The following is a 15,944-nucleotide window of genomic DNA, read 5'->3' on the forward strand; positions in this document are numbered from 1 at the left end:
GACCGGGTCAGCCCGCCGGCCGGTAGTACCCCAGCACCCACGCCAACTGCGCGAACCACGCCCGGAGCGCGTCCTTCGGCTTGGCGGTGACCACGCACTCGTAGACGCGGCCGTCGACGTGGACCACCGCGACCATGAGCGCCTTGCCGTCGGGGCTCGCCCGGTAGTGGACGCTGCGGATCTCCGGCCAGGGGAAGTCGACCGTGATGTCGTACATCTCGAAGGCGACCCCCGAGGCGTCGACGACGACCGCGTTGTGCTTGTCCACCGCCAGGAAGTCCGGCCCGGGGGCGGGGGCGACGGCCGGCACCGGCACGGGGACGGCCGGAGGTGGGAACACGGGGGCGGCGGCGGGCGCGTACGGAGGGGGCGGCGGGCCGAAACCCGGGGGCGGAGGCGGCGGTGACGCGGGCGGGTGTGTCATGGGAGTGGTCCAGGTGTCGAGTCGGGTGGGGCGCGGGGCCCGCCGGGCTTTGCACATTCTTTCGGTCCCCCGTGAAACATTCCCCCCACCCCACCGCATCAATGAGGTGAGGACGGACGACACCGTGTCGGAGATCGGCTGGGGGAGCACATGAGGCAGGCCCGTGCGGACGAGTACGCGCAGTTCGCGGCGGCGCGTGCCGGGCATTTGTACCGGTCCGCCTGTCTGCTGACCGCGGGGGACACGCACCTCGCCGAGGATCTGGTCCAGGAGACCCTCGGCAGGCTCTACGTCCGCTGGGGGCGCGTCGCGCGGGCCGACAACCCCGCCGGGTACGCGCAGACCGTCCTCACCCGCACCTTCCTCGCCCACCAGCGTCGACGCAGCAGCGGCGAGCGCGCCGTGGACGTCTTCCCGGAGCGGGCCGACCGCGCGGGCGACGACGTGCCGCTGCGGCTGACGCTGATCCAGGCCCTCGGCCGGCTGCCCGCCAAGGACCGGGCCGTCGTCGTCCTGCGGTACTGGGAGGACCGTTCCGTCGAGGAGACGGCGGGCGTGATGAACGCCAGCTCCGCCGCCGTCCGGACCCGGTGCGTGCGGGCCCTCGGACGGCTGCGGGAGCTGCTGGGCGAGGACATCGGCGAGTACGCCCGGCCCTGAGCGCCGGGCGGTCCGGCCCGCCCCGGACCCGACAACCTTCCCTCCCTCCTTCCGAACGACATCGGGAAACGGTGGTACGCCATGCCCGTCGAACAGCACGACGATCACTTCGAGGACCAGCTCTCCGCCGCCCTGCACCAGGCGGGCGGCACCTTCGACACGAACCGCGCCGCGCTCGCCGCCGCCGGCCGGGCCAGGGGACGGCGGCTGCGGCTGCGCCGGGCCGCGTTCGCCGGGGGCGCGGCGGGCCTCGCCCTCGTGGGGGTCGGAGGGGCCCTGGTCCTGTCCTCCGGCGGGGCCGACCGTCCCTCGCGGACCGCGTCGGTGGCCGCGAACCGGACCACCGCGCCGGCCTCCTACTCCGCCGCCGACGTGATCAGGACGCTCGAGACGCTGCTGCCCAAGGGGAAGTTCAGCGATCAGCGCGGACGGGGGACCCACGAGGACCTGCCGCCGCTCGCACAGCTGGTGTTCGACGACGGCAAGGGCGCCGCGGCCGTCTCGGTCGGCCTGGAGCGGCTCCTGCCGGGCGCCGAGACCGGCGACAACGGCTTCGACCCCGCCACGGCGGTCATGCAGTGCCCCGGACAGGCGGCGGGGGACGGGACCGTCGCCACCTGTGTGACCGAGAAGCTGTCCGACGGGTCCGTCGTCACCGTCTTCCAGGGGTACGAGTACCCGGACCGCCGTACGGAGACCAAGGCGTGGGGCGCGGAGCTGGTCACGCCGGACGGGCAGCGGGTGTCCGTCCAGGAGTGGAACGCGCCGGCCGAGAAGGGCAAGCCGGTCAGCCGTCCCGAGCCGCCGCTCACCACCGACCAGTTGACGAAGCTGGCGGCCGCGGCCGAGTGGCGCGCGATCATCGACGCCGTCCCGGTGAAGACCGGTGGGCCGACGCCGTCGACGTCCGACGCCCCCGCCCCCGTGCAGTACGAGGGCCGGCGGATCCTCGGGCTCCTGACCGCCGCGCTCCCGGACGGCCTGAAGGTCGTCACGAAGGGCAACCAGGACACCGAGTTCGCGTATGTCGTCGTGGACGACGGCAAGGGCGCGAGCTACGTCCAGATCAACGTCCAGTCGAACATGTCCGACGTGGCCGACCAGCTCTACGGCACCGGCTCCGAGACCCTCCCCGACGGCACCCGCGTCGCCACGCGGCAGGGACCGGGCGAGAAGGGCGGCGAGGGCGTCGTGATGTGGACCGTCGACACCCTGCGCAAGGACGGCCGGCGGGTCGTCGTCAGCGCGTTCAACTCCGCGGACCAGGAGACGGCGGCCACCCGCCCTGAGCCCGCCCTCACCCTCGCTCAGCTGCGGGGCATCGCCCTCGACCCGAGGTGGGACGCGCTGGGCTGAGCACCGGTCGGCGCCGGTGGCCGCCTCCGGCCGCCGGCGGTCGGCGCCTCCGGCGGTCGGCGTCCCTTCGGGGGGAGGGACGCCGACCGCCGCGCGTCACGCCGGAGGAACGCGGTGAGCACCGCGGAGGCCGCGCGCACGGCACCGCGGGGGCGCCGCGGACCGGCTCAGAAGAACTCCGCCCACGGCTGGTCCCAGACCTGCTTCACGCACAGCACCAGGAACAGCAGGCCGGCCAGTGCGAGCATCCCGTTGCTCACCCAGCCGTTGCGCCACTCGGCCGGGGTGCGGGAGGAGTTCAGCAGCCAGATCAGGGTCGCCGCGAGGAACGGCAGGAAGGCCGCGCCCAGCACCCCGTAGAGGATGATCAGGCGGAAGGGCTGACCCTGGAAGAGGAGGACGATCGGGGGGAAGGTCAGCCAGAGCAGGTAGGCGCGGAACGGCCAGGAGCGCTCGCGCTCGCCGGAGGCCACCTCGTCGCCGGTGGTGCCCTCCCGGCTGCGGTAGCGGGCGACGAAGTCCGCGAACATCAGGCTCACGCCGTGCCACACGCCGATCAGGGAGGTGAAGGAGGTGGCGAAGAACCCGATGAGGAAGAACTTGGCGGTGGCCGCGCCGTACTCCGCCTCCAGGATGTCACCGAGCTGGATCAGACCCTTGTCGCCGCTCGCGATGGCCACGTTCGCGGAGTGCAGCAGCTCCGCGCCGACGAAGAGCATCGCGATGACGAAGATGCCGGTGGTGGCGTAGGCGACCCGGTTGTCGAGGCGCATGATCTTCATCCAGCCGGTGTTCGTCCACCCCTTGGCGTTGACCCAGTATCCGTAGGCCGCGAGGGTGATGGTGCCGCCGACGCCGCCGATGAGACCGAGGGTGTTGAGGACCGAGTCCTTCTCGTCGGGCAGCACCGGCAGCAGACCGGCGAGGGCGTCGGGGATGTTGGGCGTGACGCGGATCGCCAGGTAGACGGTCACCACGAACATGACGCCCACCAGGACCGTCATGACCTTCTCGAAGACCGCGTACTTGTTGAACCAGACGAAGACCAGCCCGACCAACCCGCACGCGACGGCCCACCACTTGAGTTCCATCACATCGGGGAACAGCGCCTGGAGCGGCAGCGCGCTGGACGACATCGCCGCCGCGCCGTAGACGAAGCCCCAGACGACGACGTACACGACGAAGAAGTACGTCGTCCAGCGGCCGAGACTGGCCCAGCCGTCGAACAGGGTGCGGCCGGTGGACAGATGCCAGCGGCCGGCGGCCTCCGCGAGGGAGATCTTCACCAGGCAGCCGACGATCGCCGCCCACAGCAGCGTGTAGCCGAAGTTGCTGCCGGCGATGAGGGTGGCGACCAGGTCGCCGGCTCCGACACCGGTCGCCGCGACGACGATGCCGGGGCCGATGTACTTCCAACTGGTCTTCCTGGGGGCCTGGTCGGTGTCGGATGGTGCCTCGGTGTCCGTGGGGTTTCCCGTGGTGTCCGCCATGAGGGTCAAGAAAGCCCAAAGCGGCCGGTGCGGCAAGAGGGTGTGCGCGATCTCCACCCGATGTGCTCAAGGGCAGGTCGAACCCCCCGGAAGCGGCGAAGACCGTGCGCGGGTGTCGAGGGCGCGGGTGTCAGGGCGCGGGCCGGGGTCCGTGCCGGTGCGACGGCTGTCGCCGACCACAGCCGTCGCACCCGCAGGTGCCGAGCTCGAACCACGCGGTCCGGCCCGAACCGTCCTGGTGGCAGCCCCAGCGCCGGGCCAGCGCCTCCACCAGGAACATCCCCCGGCTGCTGCCCGCGTCGGCCGCCCGAGGCACCTGCGGCGTTCCGCGGCCGGTGGCGGTCACCTCGCAGCGCAGGACGCCGTGGGCGGCGGCGAGGGTGAGCCGGAAGCGGCCCGCGGCGGCGGCTCCTCCCCCGCCGTGCGGGCCGTGGGGGCGGAGCAGGGCGTCGGTGGCCAGCTCGCTGACGAGCAGGACGGCCGTGTCGACCAGGTCGTCGCGTTCCGCGAGCCCCCAGTTCTCCAGCCGTCGCCGCACCTCCGCGCGTGCCTCGCGGACGGCGCACGGCCGTGCGTCGTACTCGGAGGTCGCGTTGCCCGCGCCCAGCGGCGGTTGGGGGCAGGCGCCGTACGGAGGCGGAGGGTCCGGCAGGCGCACCCCGCAGAGTCGCAGCATGACCTCAGGATGACCTCCCCGTACGTCCCGTACACGGGGAGGACTACCTGATTCCGTACCTGTTGTGGCGTACGGCCACCTACGTGACGGCGACGCGGGCCGCCGGTGTCACCCGTACCGGGGCCGGACCCGTCACCCGTACTGGAGGCGCACGGTCGTCCCCTCGCCGGCGTCGCGGATGTCGACGTACGCGCACACCTGTCGGGCGAACCACAGGCCCTGGCCGGGCGCCAGGTCGAGGCTCGGCGGGGGGACGAACCCGGCGAGCGGATCGGCGATCCTGCGGCCCAGGCCCAGTTCGCAGACGCAGCCGGGCGCTTCGCCCCACAGCAGGGCGCCGGTGACGGAACCGAGGCAGGCCGCCTCCTCGACCGCCGTGGCGAACAGCCCCGCGTCGGCGGCGCCCAGTCCCTGCCCCGCCGCCCAGTCCTCCACGGCGTCCCGGACGGGCCGGGCGAGCCACAGCGCGTTCGTCGGCGGCGCGGGCAGCGGGACGGCGTCCAGCTCGGCCGCCAGCCGGATCGGGTCCTCGTACACCTCGGTGTCCGGGTGGGCGCGGCGCGCGGCGGCCACCAGGCAGGAGCCGGCGGTGCGGGTGTCGTAGACGCACAGGGCGGTGGTGGCGGTCGGGGCGAACAGGAGGTTGGAGAGCGCCTCGTAGCGGATCCACTCGGCGCTCTCGCGCGGCGAGCGGCCGGCCCGGCCGTTCCACTCCGGCTCCATGAGGAGGTGGATGCGGCCGCCCGGGCCGGCGTGCGCGGCCACGTGCCCGGCGGCCCGGGCGACGGCGTTGGCGGCGGAGCCGGTGTACCAGTCGGTGTGCGGGACGAGGCCGATCTCCCGGGCGTCGGCGCCGAGGGCGTCGCGCAGGAGGTCCAGCTTGGCGGGGGCCACGATGGCCACGGGTGGGGGTTCGTCGCGGGCGGCGAGCCCCTCGGCGAGGAAGGGCAGGGCGGCGGACAGGAAGGCGTCGTCCGTGTCGGAGACGGCCATGCGGTGGTCGAACGCCCCCTGCACCGGGGCGGGCTGGGTGGTCATCGGTCCCCCATCTGTGTACGAGCGGTGGGTGCTGGGTCGGGTCGGTCGGGTCGGTGTCACCGCTGGGCCGCCACCCAGGCGGCGATCTGACTGCGGTTGCTGAAGCCGAGCTTGCTGAGGATGCGTTCCACGTGCCCCTCGGCCGTGCGGCGGGCGATCACCAGGCGGTCGGCGATCTGCTGGTTGGCGAGCCCCTCGGCGACGAGTTCGGCGACCTGCGCCTCCCGGCGGGTGAGCCGGACGCCGTCCGCCGGCGTGGAGACGACCGGGCCGCGCGGCGGGCCGGCGGAGGGCCGGAGGGAGGAGCGCGGCACGGCGGGGTGCGGCAGGGCGGGGCGCGGCGTCGCGGGGTGCGGTCCGGTGGGACGAGGCACGGCGAGAGGGGGCACGGCGAGAGGGGGCACGGCGAGAGGGGGCACGCGGGGCGGCGGGGTGGGGCGCGCGGGCGGGGAGGGTGCGGAGGGGGACGGCGTGGCGAGCGACAGCGCGGAGGACGGCGCCGGGTGCGGGGCGGAGGCGTGAGGTGCCGGCGCCGCTGAGGGGAGGGGGGCGCGGGGGCGCGGTGGGCGGGTACGGGCCGAACCGTCGGCACGGTCCGCGTGGTCGGCCGCGTCGGGCCGGTCGGCCGTACCGGGCAGGTCGGCCGTACCGGGCAGGTCGGCCGTACCGGGCCGGTCGGTCACACCGAGCCTGTCGACCGCGTCGGGGTCGTGGGTCGCACCAGGGGTGGGGGTCGCACCAGGGCGGTCGGTCGCGTCGGGCCGGTCGGTCGTACCGGGCAGGTGGGTCACACCGAGCCTGTCGGCCGCGTCGGGGTCGTGGGTCGCACCAGGGGTGGGGGTCGCACCAGGGGTGGGGGTCGCACCAGGGGTGGGGGTCGCGTCGGGCCGGTCGGCCGCGCCGGCCCTGTCCGTCGTGCCACGGCGGTCCGTCCCGGCGGGCTCGTCCGTCGTACCGCGGCGGCCCGTCCCGCCGTGCCTGTCCGTCGCGCCGGGCTCGTCCGTCGTAGCGCTCCGGCCCTCCGCGCCGGACCTGTCCCTCGAGGCCGTCGTCCCCGTGGCGCCGGACCTGTCCGTCGTGTCGCCGCCGTCCGTCACACCGGCACGGCCCGCCGAGTGCGCACGGCGCGCCGGCCCGGCCGAGCCCGCCCCGTCCGCCGCGCCCGCCCTGACCGTCGTCCGCGCCCGGTCCGTCGTCCCGATCCGGTCCGTCGGAGCGGCCCTGTCCGGCCTTTCGGCCGGGGCGGTGGGGCCGGGGAGGGCGGGTGTCCGGGCCGGGCACCGTTCGTTGAGGGCGAGGTGGACCAGGTCCGCGAGGGCGAGGGCGGCGCCGCGTTCGTAAGCGCGGCGGTAGGCGGGGCGGCCCAGGGCCCGGCGGGCGCGGTCCTCGCTGCCGTGGCGGGTGGCCGCGAGGGTCGCCGAGCCCCAGCGGCCGCTGTCGACGTCCGCCCAGGCGCGGTCGGCCCCGCCGAGCAGGACGGCCGCGCGTTCGTGGGCGCCTCGCCCGGCGGCGATCCGGGCGAGCAGGTCGAGGGTCAGGGCCATGCCGAGGACGTCGTGCACCGCGAGCTTGAGGCGCAGCGCCTCCCGGCCGTGCCGCTCCGCCCGCCGCCAGTCGCCCTGCACGGTGTGGGCGAGGGCGAGCATTCGCTCCACGTACGACAGCACCCACTGTTCGCCGTGGTCGGCGCACAGCCTGCGGGTCTCCTCGCAGACGGCGACGGCCTCGTCGGCGCGGCCCAGGAAGCTGAGCGCGCAGGCGAGTTCGACGCGGTCGAGGCCGACGAGGCTGAGGTGCTGGCCGGGGACCCGGCCGCGGGCGACGCCGGCCCGGAAGTGGTCCAGGGCGCCGGTGAGGTCGTCGCTGAAGAGGCGGATGACGCCGACGACGTACTCGGCGTGTGCCGCCTCCGCCGCGTCGCCGAGGCTGCGGGCGAGGTCGCGGGCCTGTTCGGCGCGGCGGCGGCCGCGGGTGAGGTCCTCGGGGCAGCCGGCGAGCAGACCGGCGATCCACAGGGCGCGGGCGCGTTCGGGGGTGGGCTCGGGGTTGGCGTCGAGGGCGCGGTCGAGCCAGTAGCGGCCCTCGCGGGGGGCGCCGCACGCGTGCCAGTGGAACCACAGGGTGCCGGCCAGGCGCAGTCCGGCGCGGGCCTCGCCCGGGGTGGTGAGGCTGAAGTCGAGGGCGGCGCGCAGGCTGTCCTGGTCGGCGCGGAGCAGGGCGGCGATCTCGGGCTGGCCCGGTCCGAACCAGGCGCGTTCACAGGCTGCGGCACGGTGTTGCATCCAGTCGCGCAGACGGGTGCGGGCGGTGTGCTCCTCTCCGGGCAGTTCCCGCAGGCGTTCCAGGCCGTAGTCGCGCAGGGTGTCCAGGAGGCGGTAGCGGACGCCGTCGGCGGAGTCGGTCTCGCGCGAGAGGACGGACTTGTCGACGAGACCGGCCACGGCTTCCAGGACGTCCCCGCACGTGTCGGCGCGGTCCGTCTCCCGCGGGTCGCCGTCGCCGCACACGGCCTCCGCCGTGTCCAGGTCGAAGCCGCCGGGCAGGACCGACAGCCGGGCCCACACCCGCTGTTCGGCGGGGCCGCACAGTTCGTGGCTCCAGTCGATCGCGGCGCGCAGGGTCTGGTGGCGGGGCGCGACCGTGGCGCTGCCGGTGGTCAGGAGACGGTAGCGGTCGTCGAGACGGCGCAGGAGCTGGTCGACGTCGAGGACGCGCATGCGGACGGCGGCCAGTTCGATGGCGAGGGGCAGGCCGTCGAGGCGGCGGCACAGGCGGGCGACGGACGTCCGGTTCGCGGCGGTGAGGCGGAAGCCGGGGACGACGGCGGCGGCCCGGTCGGCGAAGAGGGCGAGGGCCGGGTAGCCGTCGGCGGCGGAGAGGTCTCCGTCCGGGTCGGGGACGGGCAACGGCCGTACGTCCATGAGGTGTTCCTCGGTGAGGCCGAGCCGTTGGCGGCTGGTGGCGAGGACCCGCACGCCGGTGGTGCCGCGCAGCAGGGCGGCGGCGAGGGCGGCGCAGGACGGCAGCAGGTGCTCGCAGTTGTCGACGACGAGGAGGAGCCGACGGTCCCGTAAGCGGTCCACGAGGGCGTCCAGCGCGGGGCGGCCGGAGTGGTCGCGCAGGCCGAGCGCGTCGGCGACGGCGAGCGGGACGAGGGCCGGGTCGCGCAGACCGGAGAGGTGGACGAAGCGGACGCCGTCCGGGAAGGCGCGGGCGACCCGGTCCGCGATCCGGCCGGCCAGCCGGGTCTTGCCGACGCCGCCGGGGCCGGTCAGGGTGACCAGCCGGGCCCTGGCCAACAGCTCGCGCCCCTCGGCCAGTTCGCCGCGCCGGTCGACGAAACTGGTCGTCTCCACCGGCAGGTGGCAGTCCCGACGTGGCGCTGATCCGCCCATGATCAGCCGGTCCTCTGGGAGTGTCTTGTTACGCGGACCCCCAGCCTTCCCCGGCCCGTACATATATGCACGCGCGCCTCACACCCGCGGGTGCACTTTGCCGAGGTTCGCGCCGAGGGGGACCGGCATCCGTACACTGCGCGGACCTCCGTACAGATTCAGCCAGTTCGGCGCTTTGTTCACCCTTGACCTGGCCATGACATCAGCCGACGATGAGCGGCACCCCGCACGAGCACCCGCACACACCCGCACCCGCACCCGCACGCACATCGCACGAGGAACCACCCCCCGCTCCACTCCCCCACACGTCCGGCGACCCCGGACTTCTGGAGAACCGAGGAGAGTTCATGCGACTCCGCATACGCGGTTCAGGCACCCGCGGCCCCGGCGCACCCGGTCCCGACTCCCCCGGCTCGGGCCGCTCGGGCGCCCGCAGCGGACGGCGGACGGCGGCCCTCGCCGCCCTCATGGCCCTGGCCCTCGCCGCACCCCTCTCGGCCACGGCGCCCGACGCGGCGGCAGGCGGCGCCCGGAAGGCGGCGCCCTCGGCGGACGACATCCGCCAGTACGAGATCCACGTCCACCACAGCACCCCGCAGATGCGCACCGCGATCGCGGCGTCCGGGGTGAGCGTGGACGAGGCCGACGAGGAGACCGTCGTCGTCTCCGGCCGCGCGGACCAGGTCGGCAAGCTGCGCGCGCAGGGCTACGAGGTCGCGCCGGTGGGCAGCGCCCCGGACCGCACGGCCGAGGACGAGGTGCGACTGTTCGACTTCCCGTCCGCGGACTCGCGGTACCACAACTACGCCGAGATGACGGCGGAGATCGATCAGCGCGTGGCGGCCTACCCGGGCATCATCAGCAAGCGGGTGATCGGCAAGTCGTACCAGGGCCGGGACATCGTCGCCATCAAGATCAGCGACAACGTCGCCACCGACGAGGCCGAGCCCGAGGTGCTGTTCACCCACCACCAGCACGCCCGTGAGCACCTCACCGTGGAGATGGCCCTCTACCTGATCCGCGAGCTGGGCGCCGGTTACGGCACCGACTCCCGCATCACCGCCATGGTGAACAGCCGCGAGATCTGGATCGTCCCGGACATCAACCCGGACGGCGGCGAGTACGACATCGCCAGCGGCTCCTACCGCTCGTGGCGCAAGAACCGCCAGCCCAACTCCGGCTCCTCGTACGTCGGTACGGACCCCAACCGCAACTGGGCCTACCGGTGGGGCTGCTGCGGCGGCTCCTCGACCTCGCCGTCCTCCGAGACCTACCGGGGTGCGGCGGCCGAGTCGGCGCCCGAGGTGAAGGTCGTCGCGAACTTCGTGCGCAGCCGGGTCGTCGGCGGTGTCCAGCAGATCAAGGCCGGCATCGACTTCCACACCTACAGCGAGCTCGTGCTGTGGCCCTTCGGGTACACCAGCGCCGACACGACGACCGGGATGACGGCGGACGACCGCAACGCCTTCGCCACGGTCGGCCGGTCGATGGCCGCGAGCAACGGGTACACGCCCGAGCAGGCGAGCGACCTGTACATCACCGACGGATCGATCGACGACTACCTCTGGGGTTCGCACAAGATCTTCGCGTACACCTTCGAGATGTACCCGGGGTCCGCGGGCGGGGGCGGCTTCTACCCGCCCGACGAGGTCATCGAGCGGGAGACCGCGCGCAACCGTGACGCGGTCCTGCAGTTGCTCGAGAACGCGGACTGCATGTACCGGTCGATCGGCAAGCAGAGCCAGTACTGCGGCTAGGCACCGCCACCGCACCACGCCGCCCCGGACCTCGACGCCCGGACCCCGACGTCACGGCCCGACGGCCCCACGGCGTCACGGCGTCACGGCGTCACGGCGTCACGGCGAAACCGCGGATCGACACGGCGAAGGCCGGTGCCCTGTGCGGGCACCGGCCTTCGGCCGAAGGAGTGCGGGGGTCAGTGGCCGCCGCTCAGGCGACCAGTTCCTTCTCGTCCTGTTCCTCCCGCCGGTCCGCCCGGGCGGCCTCGGTCTCGGTCTCGGTCCGGGGCTTCGGGTCGCGCATGACCAGGGTGGCGAGGAGGGCGGCGGCGAGGACGCCGAGGGCGCTGACGGTGAAGGTGACGGACATGGAGGCGGTGAAGGCCTCGCGGGCGGCCTCGGCCAGATCCCCGTCCTCGCCCGCCACCGCCAGGGCGCCGGCGATGGACCGACGGGCCGCCTCGGGGGCGTCGGCGGGCATCTCGGCTGCGTAGTTGGCGGTGAGCAGGGAGCCGAGGATCGCGATGCCGAGGGCGGTGCCGGCCTGCTGGATGGTGTCGTTGAGGGCGGAGCCGACGCCGGCCTTGTCCTCGGGGATGGTGCCCATCAGGGCGGCGACGGCGGCCGGCATCGCGAGACCGGCGCCCAGTCCGAGCAGGCCGAGGGCGACGGCGGGGAGGGTGAAGCCGCCGGTGGCGGTGACGGTGGTCAGCAGGCCGAAGGAGGCCACCATCAGCAGCATCCCGACGAGGACGACGAAGCGGTTGCCGATCGCGGTGGCGAGTTTGACGCCGCCGCCGTTGCCGATGAGCGCGGCGATCGCCAGCGGCAGGAAGGCCAGGCCGGCCTCGACGGCGGAGTAGCCGAGGACGAACTGGAGGTACTGGGTCAGGACGAGGAGCAGGCCGCCGTTGCCGATCTGGACCAGGGCGAGGGAGATCGAACCGCCGCTGAAGTTGCGCTTCCTGAACAGCGCCAGGGGGACCATCGGGGAGGCGGTGACGTTCTCCCAGACGACGAAGCCGACCAGGCTGACGACGGCGACGGCGAGGCTGATCGCGGACCGGCCCTCGAACGCGCCGTGCTGGGGGAGCTCGATGATCCACCAGACCAGGGCGGTCATACCGGTGGCGGACAGGATCGCGCCCAGCGGGTCGGGCTTCTGGTAGGGGGCCTTGGACTCGGGCATGAGCAGCACGCCGGCGAGCAGGGCGAGGGCGACGACGGGGACGTTGATCAGGAAGATCGACTGCCAGGAGAAGTGGTCGATCAGGACACCGCCCAGGACGGGACTGCCGACCAGGCCGAGCATGGACACCGAACCCCAGGCGGCCATGGCCTTGCCGCGTTCGTCCGCGTCGAAGACGGTGATGAGGATGGACAGCGTGGAGGGCATGATCAGCGCTCCGCCGACGCCCATCGCGACGCGGACGGCGATCACCTCGGCCGGGTCGGCGCAGAAGCCGGCGGCGAGCGAGGCGGCTCCGAAGAGCAGCAGGCCGATCAGCATCACCCTGCGGCGGCCGAAGCGGTCGCCGAGGCTGCCGGAGGTCAGCAGCAGGCCGGCGAAGACCAGGATGTAGGAGTCAAGGATCCACTGGGTGTCCTGGGCGCTCGCGCCGAGGTCCTCGGTCATCGCGGGCACCGCCACCGTGAGCGCCATGCTGTCGACGACCAGTACCAGCGTGCTCAGGCAGAGCACGATCAGGATCCACCAGCGGCGTGGATTGCGGGCTTCCATGGTTGTCCCCTTCACTCCCAGGCGGCGACGGTGCGTACGCCGTTCCTTCGGTGAGAACACTGTACGCATGCCGGAACAGTGTTCGCAACATCCGAAAGCTGTACGCTGGATGCGAACAACGTACGCAGCAGGGTCGCCCCACCCGCCCGAAGGAGCAACAGCGATGAGTTCGAGGACGAACCGGAAGCAGAACGAGCGGCAGGAGAACCCGATCCCGTCCGTGTGGGCGCGGCAGCGGCGCGAGCCCGACCAGCCGGCGCTGAGCCGGGAGGCGATCGTGCGGGAGGCGATCGCGATGCTGGACGCCGACGGCATCGAGGCGCTGAGCATGCGCAAGCTCGGCGCCCGTCTCAACGCCGGCGCGACCTCCCTCTACCGGCACGTCGCGACCAAGGACGAGCTGATGGAACTGGCCGTGGACGAGGTCGCCGCCGAGATCCACGTACCGCCCGCCGACAGCCCCGACTGGCGGGCCGCGGTCACCGAGGCCGCGGGTTCCTTCCGGGCCACCGCCCTGCGCCACCCGTGGCTGTCCTCGGTCCTCGGCCAGGCCGGCCTCGCCTACCTCGGCCCCAACCTCATGTCCTACTCGGAGCGCCTGGCCGCCCTGTTCGCGGGCGCCGGCTTCGACAACGCCAACGGCGCCATCGACACGGTCCTGTCCTACGTCATCGGCATGAGCACCACCGAGGGCGCCTGGCTCATCACCGTGCAGCGCTCGGGCCGGAGCGAAGCGGACTTCATCGCCCGCCTGATGCCGGCGGCCCGGCTGGCCGCCGCCGGCCACGACCACCTCACCGCCGCCTACGCCGACACCGCGCCCGCCACCACCGACCCGGTGGCCCTGCGCGACGCGAAGTTCGCCTACGGCCTGGAGGTCGTCCTCGACGGCCTGGCCCTGCGGCTGAAGGGGTGAGGGGAGGCGACGACCGCCCCGGGCAGGCGACGACGAAAGGGCCGCCCCCCGCCCTCAGGCGACGGGACGGCCCCGAGCGGCGAGACGGCCCCGGACGGCGGGACGGCCTCGGACCGTGGGACGGCCCCGGACGGCGGGACAGCCCCGAGCGGCGGGACAGCCCCGGACCGCGGGACGGCCCCGGACGGCGGGACAGCCCCGAGCGGAGAGACGTCTTCGGACGGCGGGACAGCCCCGGACGGCGGGACGGCTCCGTGACCTACTCGGTCTCCTCCGCCCCGTCCGCCTCTTCCGCCCCGTCCGCCTCTTCCTCGAAGTAGGCGTCCAGTACCGCGTCCAACCGCTCGTCCCACTCCTGGAACCGGGCCCTGGACGCCGCCTCGATCTCGATGGGGTACCAGCGGCGGTCGGGGGTGTGGACGGTGACGGTGAACCGCTTGCCGAAGCGCGGGGTCTCCGTCTCGACCGCGCCGATCTCGTCCCAGCGGAACTCGCACTCCTCCTCGTCGAGGCGGAGCCGGACACCGCGGGCGTCGGCGACGATCCGCGCCCGGCGGTCGGCGGCCTCGAAGACCGGGCCGTCGGGGCTCACCTCCGCCTCCTCCGACGCGTCCGACGCCGCCGACTCCTCGTCGGCGGCGGCCGGTTCGGCCTCGGACGCGGTGTCCTCCCCGAGGCCCTCCGCCTCCTCCGCCTCCGCCTCGGCGTCCTTCGCCTTCGCGTCCTTCGCCTTGGCGTCCTCCGGCTCCGCGGTCACGGGCGAGGTGAGCCCGGGGATGAATGCCGGGTCGAACCCGGCGCCTTCCAGGGGCTGGCTGCTCGAACCTATGCGCTGCTCCACAGCGGGCAGTATGGTCGACGATCCTGTGCCGGACACAGCCAGCCCCCAACTTCGTTATCAGAACGCCTACACGAGGGAGACCCGGCACGGCGGCCGCGACCGGCCCGCGGAGGGTGAGGGGACGTCGGCCGAGGACGGCGAGCGCGTCGATCTCGACGAGGAGCCCGGTGGGCAGGAAGCCGACCTGGCCGGCGACCTGGAGGATGTCGCCCTTCCTGACGCCGGGGGAGAACGACGCGGGCGGGGTGGTGTGGATCGCGGGGGTGAGCGCGGTCTTCTCCGTCGTGCGGCGCCGTTCGGCCGAGATGCTGGACAGCGATGAGCGACATACGCAATGAGTGTTGCAGGTGTTGCAACGCTCGGTATCAGGAGGCTCGTATGGCCCGGGAAGCCACCACCGTCAACGGCACGGAGGCGTTGGCCCGCCTCGCCGGGGAGCGCGTCGACCACCGCTTCAAGGGCCTCCCGCCGGACGCCGACGGCCTCACCGTCGGCGAGCTGGCCGCCCAGCGCCGCAACCTCTTCACCGGCGGCTTCACGACCCCCGTCCTGGCGCTCTCCGCCGAGCGTCTGGAGCACAACCTGGCGCTGATGGAGACGTACGCGGCCCGGCACGGCCTGGCCTTCGCCCCGCACGGCAAGACCTCCATGGCCCCGCAGCTCTTCCACCGGCAGATCGAGCACGGCGCCTGGGGCATCACGCTGGCGATGCCGCACCAGGTGCGGGTGGCGCGGGCGTTCGGGATCCGGCGGGTCTTCCTCGCCAACGAACTGGTCGACGTGGCGGCCCTGCGCTGGATCGCCGCCGAGCTGGCCGCCGACGCGGACTTCCACCTGGTCTGTTACGTCGACTCGGTGCGCGGGGTGGAGCTGATGGACGCGGCGCTGCGCGGCGCCGCGCGCCCGCTGGACGTGGTGGTCGAACTGGCCGCCGGCGAGGGCGCCCGGACCGGGGTGCGCACCGAGGGGGAGTGCGCGGCGGTCGCCGACGCGGTGGCGGCCGCCGCGACCCTGCGGCTCGTGGGGGTGGCGGGCTACGAGGGCGAGGTGCCGCGGGCGACACCGGAGCGGGTGCGGGACTGGCTGCGGCGGCTGGTCGGCCTGGCCGTCGCCTTCGACGCGGCGGGCCGGTTCACGGGGGTCGGGGAGATCGTCGTCAGCGCGGGCGGCAGCGCCTGGTTCGACACGGTCGCCGACGTCTTCGCCGGCATCCCCGAACTCTCCCTTCCGGTGCTGAAGCTGCTGCGCTCGGGCGCGTACGTCTCGCACGACGACGGCCACTACCGCCGGCTGACCCCCTTCAACCGGGTCCCGCAGGAGGGCACGCTGGAGCCGGCGTTCCGCCTGTGGACCCAGGTGGTGTCCCGCCCTTCTCCCGACCAGGCCTTCGTCAACGCGGGCAAGCGCGACGCGGCCCACGACCTCGACCTGCCCCTCGCCCAGGTGATCCGCCGCGGCGGCACGGAACGCCCCGCGACCGGTGTCTCGGTCACCGCCCTGTCCGACCAGCACGCCTGGCTGCGGACCGGGCCCGAGGCGGACCTGGAGGCGGGCGACTGGGTGGGCCTGGGCCTTTCCCACCCCTGCACGTCCTTCGACAAGTGGCCGCTGATCCCGGTGGTGGAGGCGGACGGCACGGTCGTCGACTACGTCCGCACGTTCTTCTAG

General features: G+C 73.8%; 13 protein-coding genes. 6 read left to right on the top strand and 7 right to left on the bottom strand.

Annotated features, from left to right (window positions below; translation table 11 throughout):
* Positions 1–7: 7 nt before the first annotated feature.
* Positions 8–340, bottom strand: a complete 333-nt coding sequence (locus tag ACZ4YY_RS21760) for a hypothetical protein (RefSeq protein WP_468292506.1) — start codon at positions 338–340, stop codon at positions 8–10.
* Positions 341–574: 234 nt separating this feature from the next.
* Here ACZ4YY_RS21760 and ACZ4YY_RS21765 point away from each other — a divergent pair, with 234 nt between their 5' ends.
* Together ACZ4YY_RS21765 and ACZ4YY_RS21770 are read left to right on the top strand one after the other, a co-directional pair.
* Positions 575–1,084 carry a SigE family RNA polymerase sigma factor gene (locus ACZ4YY_RS21765; RefSeq protein WP_468292509.1) on the top strand — a complete coding sequence of 170 codons (510 nt, stop codon included), beginning with the start codon at positions 575–577 and terminating at the stop codon, positions 1,082–1,084.
* 81 nt (positions 1,085–1,165) lie between these two features.
* Complete coding sequence (locus ACZ4YY_RS21770; protein WP_468292512.1) at positions 1,166–2,440, top strand: hypothetical protein; 1,275 nt, start codon at positions 1,166–1,168, stop codon at positions 2,438–2,440.
* 167 nt (positions 2,441–2,607) lie between these two features.
* On the opposite strand, the gene ACZ4YY_RS21775 is transcribed toward ACZ4YY_RS21770, so the two are convergent.
* The 4 genes from ACZ4YY_RS21775 to ACZ4YY_RS21790 all read right to left on the bottom strand — a co-directional run bounded on the left by ACZ4YY_RS21775 (position 2,608) and on the right by ACZ4YY_RS21790 (position 9,000).
* On the bottom strand, positions 2,608–3,930 hold the full coding sequence (locus ACZ4YY_RS21775) for an Nramp family divalent metal transporter (protein WP_468292515.1): 1,323 nt from the start codon (positions 3,928–3,930) through the stop codon (positions 2,608–2,610).
* Between the two features lie 130 nt (positions 3,931–4,060).
* On the bottom strand, positions 4,061–4,606 hold the full coding sequence (locus tag ACZ4YY_RS21780) for an ATP-binding protein (RefSeq protein WP_468292518.1): 546 nt from the start codon (positions 4,604–4,606) through the stop codon (positions 4,061–4,063).
* A 132-nt stretch (positions 4,607–4,738) separates the two neighbouring features.
* The gene (locus ACZ4YY_RS21785; protein WP_468292521.1) at positions 4,739–5,644 is read right to left on the bottom strand and encodes an anti-sigma factor RsbA family regulatory protein; all 906 of its coding nucleotides are present in this window, start codon (positions 5,642–5,644) and stop codon (positions 4,739–4,741) included.
* 56 nt (positions 5,645–5,700) lie between these two features.
* A complete protein-coding gene (locus ACZ4YY_RS21790; RefSeq protein WP_468292524.1) occupies positions 5,701–9,000 on the bottom strand; it encodes a LuxR C-terminal-related transcriptional regulator in 3,300 nt (1,099 codons plus the stop codon).
* Between the two features lie 386 nt (positions 9,001–9,386).
* Here ACZ4YY_RS21790 and ACZ4YY_RS21795 point away from each other — a divergent pair, with 386 nt between their 5' ends.
* On the top strand, positions 9,387–10,796 hold the full coding sequence (locus ACZ4YY_RS21795) for a M14 family metallopeptidase (RefSeq protein ID WP_468292526.1): 1,410 nt from the start codon (positions 9,387–9,389) through the stop codon (positions 10,794–10,796).
* A 193-nt stretch (positions 10,797–10,989) separates the two neighbouring features.
* On the opposite strand, the gene ACZ4YY_RS21800 is transcribed toward ACZ4YY_RS21795, so the two are convergent.
* Entirely contained in the window at positions 10,990–12,519 is a 1,530-nt protein-coding gene (locus tag ACZ4YY_RS21800) for an MFS transporter (protein WP_468292529.1), read from the bottom strand.
* Positions 12,520–12,682: 163 nt separating this feature from the next.
* Here ACZ4YY_RS21800 and ACZ4YY_RS21805 point away from each other — a divergent pair, with 163 nt between their 5' ends.
* A complete protein-coding gene (locus ACZ4YY_RS21805) occupies positions 12,683–13,435 on the top strand; it encodes a TetR/AcrR family transcriptional regulator (RefSeq protein WP_468292531.1) in 753 nt (250 codons plus the stop codon).
* Positions 13,436–13,694: 259 nt separating this feature from the next.
* On the opposite strand, the gene ACZ4YY_RS21810 is transcribed toward ACZ4YY_RS21805, so the two are convergent.
* A complete protein-coding gene (locus ACZ4YY_RS21810; protein ID WP_468292534.1) occupies positions 13,695–14,276 on the bottom strand; it encodes a hypothetical protein in 582 nt (193 codons plus the stop codon).
* 167 nt (positions 14,277–14,443) lie between these two features.
* Between ACZ4YY_RS21810 and ACZ4YY_RS21815 the strand changes: the two genes are divergently transcribed.
* Together ACZ4YY_RS21815 and ACZ4YY_RS21820 are read left to right on the top strand one after the other, a co-directional pair.
* A complete protein-coding gene (locus tag ACZ4YY_RS21815; RefSeq protein WP_468292536.1) occupies positions 14,444–14,614 on the top strand; it encodes a hypothetical protein in 171 nt (56 codons plus the stop codon).
* A gap of 40 nt (positions 14,615–14,654) precedes the next feature.
* On the top strand, positions 14,655–15,944 hold the full coding sequence (locus ACZ4YY_RS21820; protein WP_468292538.1) for an amino acid deaminase: 1,290 nt from the start codon (positions 14,655–14,657) through the stop codon (positions 15,942–15,944).

The organism is Streptomyces sp. NPDC030143 (genome assembly GCF_055573695.1).